General features: G+C 70.9%; 12 protein-coding genes. All 12 read right to left on the minus strand.

The features are described 5' to 3' along the window. Positions 1-14 precede the first annotated feature (14 nt). Positions 15-1,145 (minus strand): polyprenyl synthetase family protein, encoded by a 1,131-nt coding sequence (locus ACSHXN_RS07400; RefSeq protein WP_355139917.1) that lies wholly within the window; start codon positions 1,143-1,145, stop codon positions 15-17. After that, on the minus strand, positions 1,142-2,569 hold the full coding sequence (gene hpnE / locus ACSHXN_RS07405) for a hydroxysqualene dehydroxylase HpnE (protein ID WP_355139915.1): 1,428 nt from the start codon (positions 2,567-2,569) through the stop codon (positions 1,142-1,144). The genes ACSHXN_RS07400 and hpnE overlap by 4 nt, the downstream gene beginning before the upstream one ends. Further along, entirely contained in the window at positions 2,566-2,706 is a 141-nt protein-coding gene (locus ACSHXN_RS07410; RefSeq protein ID WP_355139913.1) for a DUF6380 family protein, read from the minus strand. Before ACSHXN_RS07410 ends, hpnE begins: the two co-directional genes overlap by 4 nt. Beyond that, positions 2,706-3,656, minus strand: a complete 951-nt coding sequence (gene hpnD / locus ACSHXN_RS07415) for a presqualene diphosphate synthase HpnD (RefSeq protein WP_355139911.1) — start codon at positions 3,654-3,656, stop codon at positions 2,706-2,708. Before hpnD ends, ACSHXN_RS07410 begins: the two co-directional genes overlap by 1 nt. Further along, entirely contained in the window at positions 3,653-4,585 is a 933-nt protein-coding gene (gene hpnC / locus ACSHXN_RS07420) for a squalene synthase HpnC (protein WP_383358734.1), read from the minus strand. The genes hpnD and hpnC overlap by 4 nt, the downstream gene beginning before the upstream one ends. Positions 4,586-4,915: 330 nt before the next feature. Then, complete coding sequence (locus ACSHXN_RS07425; RefSeq protein ID WP_355139907.1) at positions 4,916-5,695, minus strand: ABC transporter ATP-binding protein; 780 nt, start codon at positions 5,693-5,695, stop codon at positions 4,916-4,918. Continuing rightward, positions 5,688-6,617, minus strand: coding sequence for an ABC transporter permease (locus ACSHXN_RS07430; RefSeq protein WP_355139905.1), 930 nt, complete (start codon positions 6,615-6,617; stop codon positions 5,688-5,690). The genes ACSHXN_RS07425 and ACSHXN_RS07430 overlap by 8 nt, the downstream gene beginning before the upstream one ends. Before the next feature lie 101 nt (positions 6,618-6,718). Next, positions 6,719-7,591, minus strand: coding sequence for a glycosyltransferase family 2 protein (locus ACSHXN_RS07435; RefSeq protein WP_355139931.1), 873 nt, complete (start codon positions 7,589-7,591; stop codon positions 6,719-6,721). A gap of 8 nt (positions 7,592-7,599) precedes the next feature. Then, complete coding sequence (locus ACSHXN_RS07440) at positions 7,600-8,379, minus strand: CDP-alcohol phosphatidyltransferase family protein (protein WP_355139903.1); 780 nt, start codon at positions 8,377-8,379, stop codon at positions 7,600-7,602. Then, positions 8,357-9,418 carry an iron-containing alcohol dehydrogenase family protein gene (locus ACSHXN_RS07445; RefSeq protein ID WP_355139901.1) on the minus strand — a complete coding sequence of 354 codons (1,062 nt, stop codon included), beginning with the start codon at positions 9,416-9,418 and terminating at the stop codon, positions 8,357-8,359. The genes ACSHXN_RS07440 and ACSHXN_RS07445 overlap by 23 nt, the downstream gene beginning before the upstream one ends. After that, positions 9,406-10,158: a phosphocholine cytidylyltransferase family protein gene (locus tag ACSHXN_RS07450; protein ID WP_355139899.1), complete on the minus strand. Its 753-nt coding sequence runs from the start codon at positions 10,156-10,158 to the stop codon at positions 9,406-9,408. Before ACSHXN_RS07450 ends, ACSHXN_RS07445 begins: the two co-directional genes overlap by 13 nt. Beyond that, entirely contained in the window at positions 10,155-12,005 is a 1,851-nt protein-coding gene (locus ACSHXN_RS07455) for a DUF5941 domain-containing protein (RefSeq protein WP_438306437.1), read from the minus strand. The genes ACSHXN_RS07450 and ACSHXN_RS07455 overlap by 4 nt, the downstream gene beginning before the upstream one ends. Positions 12,006-12,257: the final 252 nt, after the last annotated feature.

Consider the following 12,257-nt stretch of genomic DNA (forward strand, 5'->3'; position numbering starts at 1 on the left):
TCGACCGATAGTGATCATCTCTTTCGTACGACGACGAAGTCGGCGAGCGCCGTGAACCGTGCGCGCACCTCTTGGGGCATCCGTACCGACTCCAGGGCCTCGACGGCGATCGTGTGCTGCCGGCGCGCCTCCTGGGTGGTCCACTCGCGGCCGCCCGCCTCCTCGATGAGTGCGGCCCGCGCGGCGAACTCCTCCTCGGAGAAGTTCTCGAAGTCGCTGCTCTTGGCGTCCTCGGCGAGCATCTCCCCGAGGCGCTCGGAGGCGGGACCGCCCGCCGCCAGTGCGGCCACCACCGGCAGCGACTTCTTGCGCTGGCGCAGGTCGCTCCAGGTCTGCTTTCCGGTGGCCTCCGGGTCGCCCCAGATGCCGAGGAGGTCGTCGACGGCCTGGAACGCGAGGCCGAGGTGGTAGCCGTACTTCTCCAGGGTGTCGGCGGTGGCGTCGTCGGCTCCGCCGAGGACCGCGCCGATGGAGGACGCGCAGGCGAGCAGGGCGCCCGTCTTGTTGCCCTCCATCTCCAGGCACTCCTCGACACTGACGCGGTCGCGGTGCTCGTAGGAGATGTCCTGGGCCTGACCGTCGATCAGGGCCCGGGTGGCCCTGGTCAGACGACGGGTCGCGCGGCCGGCCTCGACGGTGCCGAGCTCCAGCAGTACCTCGTTGGCCAGGGCGAACAGGGCGTCGCCGACGAGGATGGCCTGCGCGGGACCGTGCACCTTCCAGACGGTGTCCCGGTGTCGGCGCTGTTCGTCACCGTCCATCAGGTCGTCGTGCAGCAGCGAGAAGTTGTGCACCAGCTCGACCGCGACCGCGCCCGGTACCCCCACCTCCGGCGCCCGGCCCGCGGCCTGCGCGGACAGCAGGGCCAGAGCGGGGCGCACCGCCTTTCCGCCGTCGCCGTCCGCGGGCCTGCCCTCGGCGTCGATCCAGCCGAAGTGGTAGGCGGCGACGGTGTCCATGGGCGGCGCCAGCCGGTCCACTGCCTCCCGCAGCACCGGGGTGGCCAGGGTCCGGCCGCGCTCCAGAAGCGCGGACACGGCCACCGCGTCGGCAGCCGTCTCGGCCGGGGGCACAGTGGGCACAGTCTCTCCTCTTGTCGCGATACCGGGGGTGCGGGGGCCTGCCCCGTACGATCGGACGCTCACGCCGCCTCCTCGAAGAGGCCGGACAGGTGTGCGCCGGACCGGCCCAGGGCGTCCAGGGCGGCGCCCGCCGCGCTGACTCCGCTGCGGACCGCACTTTCCATGGTCGCGGGCCACCCGGTGGCGGTCCACGCTCCGGCCAGGTACAGGCCGGGGGCCTTGGTACGGGCGCCGGGCCGCAACCGCCCGACGCCCGGGGCGGGGGCGAACGTCGCCGTGCGCTCCCGGGTCACGAAGAAGTCCTTGACCTCGGCACCGCGGGCACCCGGCAACAACCGCTCCAGCTCGGGCAGATAGCGCTCGCGCAGCACGGCGACCGGTTCGTCGATCTCGTCCTGTGCCGCCGACTGCGACAGCGCCAGGTACTGGCCCTCGCGCAGTCCCGAGGCCTCGGTGCGGTCGAAGACCCACTGGACCGGGGAGCCCAGTGCGGCGAAGAACGGCTGTCCGAGCACCTTGCGGTCGTAGACGACATGGATGTTGAGGATCGGTGACGTGCCGATCTCGAGCAGCCGTTCGGGGGCGTCGAGGGCCCCGGCCGGCAGCAGGCCGTGCGCCTCGCGCTGGGGGACGGCGAGGACGACCGCGTCGGTCTCGATGCTTTCGCCGGGAACCTGAACGCTCCAGTTCCCGTTTTCGTCATGGGAGATGGAGGTGACGCGTGTACGGACCTCGGTACGCACGCCCGCGGAGTCGAGCGCCTTGCGGGCCATCCGGTCGTGCAGTTCACCCAGCGGGACGCGAGCCCATCCGATGTCGGCCGCTCCCGGGTCGGACAGCAGACCCGTCTTGAACACCATCGCGGCGAGGCCGAGCGAGGCGTCCTTGGCCACCGCGTTGAGGGTGGCGACCCCCACCAGGTCCCACAGTGCCTCGATGGCACGCGCCGACTGACCGTGCGCGGCCAGCCAGCTGCCGAAGTCCTGTGCGTCGAGCGCGGGATCCGCGAGGTCCAGTGAGCGGAGCGCCAGTGCGGCGCGCCCGACTCTGGCGCGCTCCGCGAGGGAGAGGTGCGGGTAGGTGGCCAGGCTGCGCCCGAGGTGCAGGGGCACGGGCAGCGCGTCGCGCCGAAGTCTGCCCAGCCGTCGTCCCGGTGCGGCGTCCGCGTCGAGAACGGGCACGTCGAGACGATCCTGCAGCGGGGCGAGCGCGGCGGCGTCGATACGGTCGAGGAACCATCGGTACGCGGTGCAGCAGCGCAGATAGACGTGCTGGCCGTTGTCGACGGTGAGGTTGCCGCGCTCGAAGGAGAAGGCGAGGCCGCCGAGGCGGGGGCGTCCCTCCAGCAGCGTGACCTGCACGCCGGCGTCGGCGAGCGCAAGGGCGGCCGTGATCCCGGCGAGTCCCCCTCCGACCACCACGGCGGAGGTTCCGGAGCGCCCGGAGGCGTCCGGAACCGGGCCCTCCGGCAGTGTGCCGTCGCTCATCGCGCATCCTCCCCTGCCGGTCCGCCGTGGTGCTTGAACCATGCACGGCAGCCCGTCGCAGTCAGGGACGCCGCGCCGCGCCGGAGGGTTGCCTGCCGTTTTCCGGCGCCGGCATCACCTTGGACCGGACTGTCCATCAGGCGCGCCTCCTGACGGTCCGCCGGGACACGTTCCTGGCGTCCAGACCCGACAGGCCGCGCACGGCGACATACGCCTTCTCCCGGCCGGGCAGCGAGACCCGACCACGCAGCACGGCCTCCGGCTCGCGCTCGATACGGTCCAGAAGCCGGCGGTAGATGCCGGCCATGGCGGCCACGCAGGCCCCGCTGCGCCGGTCGAGCATCGGCAGCAGCCGGTAGCCCTCGGCGAAAAGGGAGCGGGCCCGGCGTACCTCGAAGTGCACGAGGCCCGCGAAATCGGATCCCTCGGGCGGGGTAGGCCCGTGGAATCCGGCGGAGCAGCCGAACTTGGCCAGATCGTCCGCCGGGAGGTACACCCGCCCGCCCTCCGCGTCCTCGCGGACGTCCCGGAGGATGTTGGTGAGTTGCAGCGCGAGCCCGAGCGTGTCGGCATACTCCGGCGCGCGCTCCGCACCGCGCGCCCCCGGCTCGGTGCCGAACACGCCCAGGGAGAGCCGTCCGATGGCCCCGGCCACACAACGGCAGTAGACCTTCAGGTCGTCCCAGGTCTCGTAGGTCTCGCCACGCACGTCCTTGAGGACGCCGTCGATGAGTTCGTCGAGACCGCCGAGCGGGATCGGGAACTGCCGGGCGGCGTGCGTCAGGGCGACCCCGACCGGATCGGTGTCGTCCTCGGCCACCTCGTCGGCGCGGATGCGCCCCAGCAGCGCCCTGGTCTCCTCCAGCCGCTCGGCCTTGACATCCGTCGGGAGCTCGCCGTCGCCGATGTCGTCGACCCGTCGCGAGAACGCGTAGAGCGCCGACATCGCCCGGCGCTTGGCCGTCGGCAGGAGCCTGATGCCGTAGGCGAAGTTACGGGCCTGCTGACCGGTCACGGCCTCGCAGTAGCTGTAGGCGGCAAGTACCGGTGGGGACACATGCTGTTCCGACTCCACGGTCCGGATCACCCCTCTCCTCGCAGAGTCACGCCCACCTCGCGCAGCAACCGGAGCTTGCCGGGCTTGGGCGGGCCGGGAAGTACGTCGTATTCGGCGGCGGCGATCGCGTGGATCGCCGCCCTTCCTCCCGCCACGAAGCCTGCGAGCAGCAGCCTCAGCCTGCCGTGGACGCTACCCACCAGGGGGGCGCCTTCATTCAGGAGATCACGGGCGCGTTCTGCTTCGTACGCAACCAGTGCGCGCACCGATGCGCCCGCTGTGGTCGTGGCGAGATCCCCCTCCTGGACATGAAACCGCTTCATGTCCTCGGCGGGCAGATAGATGCGGTCGCGGCCGAGGTCCTCGGCGACGTCCTGGAGGTGCTCGACGATCTGCAGGGCGGTGCAGATCGCGTCGGAGCGCCGGATGCGCTCGGGGGTGGAGGTGCCGGTGACGCCGAGGACGAGCCTGCCGACCGGGTTGGCGGACAGTTCGCAGTACGCGAGGAGGTCGTCGTAGGTCTCGTACCGGCTGACGAGCTGGTCCTGGCGGTTGGCGGCGATCAGACCGAGAAAGGGCTCGGGATCGAGTCCGGCCCGCCGGACGGTGGGCTGGAGGCGGACCAGGATCGGGTGACGAGGCGTCGAGTCGAACACCCGGTGCAGATCGGCCTCGAAGGCGTCCAGCAGAAGCAGACGGTCCCCGGCCTCCTCGGGCGACACGCCGAGCAGACGGGCGTCCGCCCCACCGGGGGCCAGATCACCGTCGCCGATGTCGTCGACGAGCCGGGCGAAACCGTAGACGGCCATCAGGTCGGTACGCCAGGCCCTGGGCAGGAAGAAGGGGGCCACGGGGAAGTTCTCGTCCGCGGCTTTCTCGAGGGTGCCGCGCACCGGGTCACCGGCGCGCGCCGTCCCGGCTTGGGTCACCGCTCGCCGCCCGACGTGGAGACGGCACATGCCCCGTGGAGCCGGAGACTTTCCGTAGCCATTGCCGTCACATCTCCCGTTCTACACTGCCGACCCAATACATCCTATTTCGGACACGCCGCCCGGCCGTCCGTGCAGCGCAGCAGGTGTGCGGGCGCAGGGCATTATGGCCCCACTTGCCGCGAATCAGCACCCGTACAGCTTACGTTGTACAACTCAGCGGGGTTCGTCGGGGTGTCCTGCACATCACAACAACACACCGATTGGCAGCAAGATTCCTAAGCGCAAACAGACTTGGCACATCCTTTGCAGACGCAGGGCCCCGCCGGAACGTTCCGGCGGGGCCCTGGGCAGAACGGGTCACGTACCGGTGAACTTCTCGTACTCCTTCAGGACGTCTTCGGTCGGACCGTCCAGCCGCAGCTCACCTCGCTCGAGCCACAGGACGCGGTCGCAGGTGTCCCGGATGGACTTGTTGTTGTGACTGACCAGAAACACCGTGCCCGCCTCCTTGCGCAACTCCCTGATGCGCTCCTCCGAGCGCATCTGGAACCTGCGGTCACCGGTGGCGAGCGCCTCGTCGATCATGAGGACGTCATGGTCCTTGGCGGCCGCGATGGAGAAGCGCAGCCGCGCCGCCATGCCGGAGGAGTAGGTGCGCATCGGCAGCGTGATGAAGTCGCCCTTCTCGTTGATCCCGGAGAAGTCGACGATCTCCTGGTAGCGGGCCTTGATCTCCTCCCGGGTCATCCCCATCGCGAGGCCGCCCAGGATGACGTTCCGCTCGCCCGTCAGGTCGTTCATCAGCGCCGCGTTCACGCCGAGCAGCGAGGGCTGGCCGTCGGTGTAGACCCTGCCCCGCTCGGCGGGCAGCAGACCGGCGACGGCCCGCAGCAGGGTGGACTTGCCGGAGCCGTTCGAACCGATCAGCCCGATGGCCTCGCCCCGGTAGGCGACGAACGACACGCCCTTGACCGCGTGCACCTTGCGCACACCGCGCTCCTCGCCTCGCTCGAGGATGCGGCGCAGCGCGGCGGTCGCACTGCCCCTGCCGGTCCTGGCGCCGCTGACGCGGTAGACGATGTGCAGCTCGTCCGCGATGACGGTGGGCACCCTGGCCCCGGTGTTCCGCTCAGCCACGGCCGTACCTCTCCTCCGCCTTCCAGAAGTACACGAACCCGCCCCCGAAGACGACGACGGCCCAGAACAGCGCGACGGCCCAGACGTGCGGCGGAAGGTTCTCGGAACCGTAGCCCTCGATGAGCGCGAAACGCATCAGGTCCATGTAGACGGCGGCCGGGTTCACCTGGAGCACGCGGATGACCCATTCGGGGCGTCCGGCCAGCATGTGGTGCAGGGAGAACATGACACCGGAGGCGTACATCCAGGTACGCAGGACGAACGGCATCAGCTGGGCCAGGTCCGGGGTCCTGGCACCGAGCCGGGCCACGATCAGCGCGAGGCCGGTGTTGAAGAGGAACTGCAGCACCAGCACCGGCACGATCAGCAGCCAGGGCAGCCGCGGATAGCTGCCGAACCCCACCACCACCAGGAACATCACGATCATCGAGAACAGCAGTTGCTGGAGCTGCTGCAAGGCGAACGAGACGGGCAGCGCCGCTCTGGGGAAGTGCAGGGCGCGCACCAGCCCGAGATTGCCGGAGATCGCCCGGACCCCGGCCATGATCGAGCTCTGGGTGAAGGTGAAGACGAACACCCCGGTCACCAGGAACGGGATGTACGTGCCGTGCGGCATGCCTCGGCCGACCTTCAGGATCAGGCCGAAGATCAGGTAGTACACGCAGGCGTTCAGCAGCGGGGTGGCGACCTGCCACAACTGGCCCAGCTTGGCCTGGCTGTACTGGGCGGTGAGCTTCGCCTGGGAGAAGGCGAGGACGAAGTGACGCCGCCCCCACAGCTGCCGGACGTACTCGACGAGCCCGGGCCGGGCCCCGCTGACCGAGAGTCCGTACTTGGCGGCCAGCTCGGTCGCGGTCAGCCCGTCGTCGGACGACGGGTGGGCACTCACCGCCACTTTGCCGTCACGCGTTGTCTCGCTCACAGATCGGCAAGCTCTCCGTTCGAGGGATGCGCGGCCGTGCCGCGCACGGGTGGGAACCGGGGGTGAGAGTCCCGCCCGCTGCATTCCTTCCCTCGAGCTTGTCAGATCACCGGGGGACGGCCCAGTCGTGTGAGGAGCCACACGGTGCGCCACCTGATGCGCCGCCGGGGGCCGCACGGGGTCGTCCAGCCCTCCCTGAACCCGCCGAACCAGGCCTGGAGGGCGGCCCGCGAGGGGCGCCGCAGCAGCGTCAGGAGCAGCCACACGCCCAGGTAGGCGGGGATGAGGACGACAGGCAGGTTGCGGCGCGCGAGCCAGACCCGGTTGCGGGCGACCATGCGGTGGTAGATCGCGTGCCGGGAGGGCGCGGTGGTGGGGTGGTACAGCACCATGTCCGACCGGTAGTCGATCATCCAGCCCGCGTCCAGGGCCCGCCAGGCCAGGTCCGTCTCCTCGTGGGCGTAGAAGAACGCGTCCGGCAGACCGCCCACCTCGGCGAACACCTTCGTACGGACCGCATTGGCCCCGCCCAGGAAGGTGGTGACCCGGGAGGAGCGCATCGGGTCCGAGGCGCGCAGTCGTGGTACGTGCCGCCGCTGGGTCTCGCCGGTGTCGGGGTCGGCGATGCGGAAGCTGACGATCCCGAGCCGCGGATCGGCCGCGAAGGCCAGCCGGCACAGCTCGGCGGTGTCGTGCGAGGCGAGCAGGCCGTCGTCGTCCAGGAAGAGCAGCACGTCCACATCGCTGCCGCCGGGGCCGAAGGCCTCGATGCCCACGTTGCGGCCGCCGGGGATACCGAGGTTCTCGGGCAGCTCCACCGTGCGGACGCCGTCGGGGACGTCCGGCACGGGCGAGCCGTTGCCGACCACGACGACCTCGACGGGGTCGCCGTCCTGTTTGGCCACCGAGTCCAGCAGGGCCCGGAGCTCGGCCGGCCGGTTGCCCATCGTGATGATGACGGCCCCGACCTTTATGGTGCCGCTCACTTCAGCCTGCTGGAGGCGAGGATGGACACCAGGTGCAGGACCGTCTGCAGCAGCGCGATGCCCGCCAGCACCGCCACACCGAGCCGGGAGAAGAACAGGTCGCCCCGGACCTCGTCCACCACGGCCAGGACCAGGATCAGCAAGGACGCCTCGATGCCGAGGACCAGGCGGTGGAACTTCAGCGCCCCGGCCGCCCTGCGGGCCAGCGCGATGCCGGACGAGCGCGGCTCGGACGCCGCCTCCTTGACCGGCGGCAGACCGCCCTGGTGCCGGGCGACCCCCACCAGGTCCGTCTCGGCCTTGATCAGGACGGCGCCGAGCGCGGCGAGGGTGCCCAGGAAGGCCCACAGCCAGTCGATCCGCCCGGAGCCGAACAGGTCGGCGGCGCGCAGGCCGAAACCGACCAGCACGGCGGCGTCGCACAGATACGCGCCGACCCGGTCCAGGTACACCCCGCCGAGCGAGAACTGCTTCTTCCAGCGCGCGATCTCACCGTCGACGCAGTCGAGGAGCAGGTAGAGCTGGACCATCACCACACCGAGCACCGCCCCCGCCACGCCCGGCACCAGCAGGGCCGGGGCGGCGAGGACGCCGAAGACCGTCATCAGGTAGGTCAGCTGGTTGGGCGTGACCCTGGTGTTCACCAGGTAGCGGTCGACGCGCAGCGAGATCTCCCGCATGTAGAGGCGTCCCGCCCAGTGCTCACCGCTGCGCCGGTCCTTCACCCCAGCCGGGTGGACGACGGGGCGGAGTTCAGCTACCGATGGCCTTGACATAGTCGGCGTAGGTGTCCTTGATCTGGTCGGTCTTCAGGTCGAGGTGTTCGAGGATCGTGTAGCGGCCGGGCCGGGTCTGCGGGGCGAACTCCACGGCCTGGACGAACTCGTCCACCGTGAAGCCGATCTCCTCCGGCAGCACGGGCAGACCGTGCCGGCGGAGCACCCGGGCCATATAGGCCGATTCCTCGTGGGCTCCGCGCAGGTACATCGCGAAGGCGGCGCCCAGTCCGCACTGCTCGCCGTGCGCGGCCGCGCGCCTGGGGAACAGCAGGTCGAATGCGTGGTTGATCTCGTGGCACGCTCCGGAGGACGGCCGGGAGTCGCCCGAGACGGACATGGCGATACCGCTGAGGACCAGGGCCTCGGCCAGCACCTGCAGGAAGTCGTTGTCGCCGATGCCGCCCGGGTGGCGCAGCACCGCCTCACCGGCCTGCCGGGCCATCGCCGCGGCGAGACCGTCGATCTTCTCGCCGTTGACGCGGTTGGCCAGCTCCCAGTCCGCGATCGCCGAGATGTTGGACACGGCGTCGCCGATGCCCGCGCGCACAAAGCGCGCCGGGGCCTCGCGGATGACGTCCAGGTCGATGACGACGGCGATCGGGTTCGGCACGCCGTACGAGCCGCGGCCCGCGTCGTTGTCGAGGGTCGCCACCGGGGAGCACAGTCCGTCGTGCGCAAGGTTCGTGGGGACGGCGACCAGCGGCAGGCCGACACGCGCGGCGGCGAACTTGGCGCAGTCGATGATCTTGCCGCCGCCCAGGCCCACCAGTGCGTCGTAGTGGCCGGCCTTCATGTCGCCCGCCAGCCTGACGGCGTCGTCGAGCGTGCCGCCGTCGACCTCGTACCAGGTGGCGCCGGGCAGGCTGGGGGCCAGCCGCTCGCGCAGACGCGCGCCCGAGCCGTCGCTCACCGCCACGGCCAGCTTGCCCGAGTGTGAGATGCGCTCGTCCGCGAGCACGTTCGCCAGGTCGTCGAGGGCACCGGGGCGGATGTCGACGACGACCGGCGAGGGGATGAGCCTCGTCAGTACCGGCACGCGATCTCCCGTCCCCGGGCCAGGTCGTCGTGGTTGTCGATCTCGACCCACGGAACGTCCCCGATCGGCGCGACGTCGATCCGGAAGCCGCGGTTCACGAGCTCCTGGTAGCCGTGTTCGTAGAACTGCTGGGGATCGGTCTCCCACACCGTCTTCAGCGCGTCGGCCAGCTCCGCGGCGGCCTCGCCCTCGATGAGCGTGACCCCGATGTACTCGCCGGTCGCCTCGGCGGGCTCCATGAGCTTGGTGATCTTCCGGACGCCCTTGTCGGGGTCCACGACGACCTTCATCTCCTCGTCGGCGAGCTTCTTCACCGTGTCGAGGGCGAGAATGATCTTCTTGCCGTCCCCGCGGGCGGCCAGCAGCGTGTGCTCGACGGAGACCGGGTGCACGGTGTCGCCGTTGGCGAGGATCACACCGTCCCGGAGGGCGTCGCGGCCGCACCACAGGGAGTAGGCGTTGTTCCAGTCCTCGGCCCGGTCGTTGTCGATGAGGGTGAGCTTGAGGCCGTAACGGCGCTCGAGGGCCTCCTTGCGCTCGTACACGGCCTCCTTGCGGTAGCCGACGATGATCGCGGCCTCGGTCAGACCGATCTCGGCGAAGTTGCCGAGGGTGAGGTCGAGGACCGTGGGTCCCTCCTCTATGCCCGCGGGCCCCACCGGCACCAGCGCCTTGGGCAGGCTGTCGGTGTAGGGGCGCAGACGCCGTCCGGCGCCGGCCGCCAGCACGAGGCCGATCATGCGGGTTCTCCTTCATCGTGTACGGCGGGCGCGCCACCCTTGTGGGCGGACACCCAGAAGCGGATGCTCTCGACGAGCACCAGCAGGGCCACGTAGCCGGCGAGAGCCGTGAGCGCGAGCGTGAACCCGTCCGCGGCGAGCACCGCGGCCAGGACCGTGACCAGCAGCGTCCGCCCTTCGTGCCCCCCGATCGCGCGCACCAGCCAGTGCGGCGGCGCGCCGGCGTCGCCGCGGATGCGGTACACCGTGTCGTAGTGATGGTAGGCGACCGCCGCCACCAGTCCGAAAGCTGCCGGAAGCGCTCCGTTCACCTTGGATTCGGCGGCCAGCACCAGCACGGTGAGGTATTCGGCGGCGCGGAAGAAGGGCGGGATCAGCCAGTCCAGGGCACCCTTGAGCGGCTTGGACAGGGCCAGACCGGAGGCTGCGGCATAAACGACGGCCCCGGCGACGGCGGCCCAGTGGTTGCCCGTGAGGAGGGCCGCCGCGAGGGCCGCGACGCCGATCGCGGCGAGCAGCACGGACGAACCGAGACGCATGCGCGGGTTCCTGTCGCGCCATCCGGCCACGGCCCCGGCGAGCGGACCGTTGTCCGCCAGATCGGCGAGCGCGCGCGCCGCCCGGTCGGTGCGCCGGGCCCTGCGCGTCAGGGAGCGCAGCACACGGCCCGCCGTGGTGTAGGTGGCGGCGAAGGCGCAGCCCACGAGCAGGGCGTAGAACGTGATGCGGGGCGTGGTCGCGGCCGTCAGGACGGCGATCATGGCCCAGCGTTCACCGATCGGCAGGACGATCATCCGGCGCACCCAGACGGTCCAGCCGACACTGTCGAGGCGGTCGGAGAGGGCCGCGGTGGGGCTCGTGTTGGCGGTCGCGTCGTGGTTGGCCTCGTTGAACGCGAAGTCGACGACGTGCCGGCACGTCTGCAGGATCATCGCCCCGAGCGCGAGCGCCCAGACGTCGTCGCCGCCACGGGCGGCACCGAGGGCGAGTCCCGCGTAGTAGGCGTACTCCTTCGCACGGTCGAAGGTGGCGTCCAGCCAGGCGCCGAGCGTGGAGTACTGCAGCGAGTAGCGGGCGAGCTGGCCGTCGGTGCAGTCGAGGACGAAGGAGAAGATCAGCAGGACGCCCGCGGCGACGAAACCGCCGCGCGTCCCGGTGGCCGCGCAGCCCGCCGCGATCAGAGCGGTGAGCAGGGAGGCGGTCGTGACCTGGTTCGGGGTGAGACCGCGCCGGGCGCACCAGCGGGCGAGGTAACGCGAGTAGGGGCTGATGAAGTGCGTGGTGAAGAAGCCGTCGCGGGCCTTGACGGCGCTGCGCAGGCGTACCGCCTCGTCGTCGACGGACGCGACCGCCTGGCGGGCCTCGTTGCGGGACTGGGGGTCTGCGGGGACGGCGGCGACCAGCGTGCCGAGCTCGGGACGGTGGACGGTGACCTCGTCGGCGCCGAGGGCCGAGGTGACCCGCTCCGCGAGACTGCCGGTGAGGGTGGGGGCATCCGCCTGCTCGGACCCGGCGGGCGGCCGGGCGGACACCCTGCCTATCGCGGCGGAGTTCTCGCGGGCCAGGGCGCGCGTCAGCGCCTGGCGGGCGGAGGGCTGGACCGTGACGGCGCCGGGCACCGCGGCGGCCGGGAAGCGGGGGTCGGTGAGTCCGAGGCGCAGCGCGTGCACATGGCCCACGAACCGGGCGTCGACGACGGCGACCCGCTGGTCCGCCGGTACGGCGGCGAGGAGTGTCTCGGCGTCACCGGCGTCGGCGGCGACCCGCACGTCGAAGCCGAGGGACCGCAGATCGCCCTCGAGCGACGATCCGGGGACCGGCTGACCGGTGAGGATGGCGGTCGACAGACGAACTCACTCCCTGGGGTCCGGCACCCGCAGGCGTCGGACATGTGTGTGGTGTGGGACACCCGGGCAGGGGCCGGGCGGCATGTCGGCAGAGGCTATCGGATGCCTGGAAGCCGGTGTTCACCGGCCGTTCATGGACCGATCAACCCGGTCTGCATCGCCACCGCCGCGATCATCATCAGGGATCGGACGCACGCGTCACAAACCATGACCCCAGAACCATGCAATCCCGGCATCCCACTCGCCGGGCCA

It is taken from the genome of Streptomyces sp. HUAS TT11 (assembly GCF_051553595.1).
In the GTDB taxonomy this organism is placed as follows: domain Bacteria; phylum Actinomycetota; class Actinomycetes; order Streptomycetales; family Streptomycetaceae; genus Streptomyces.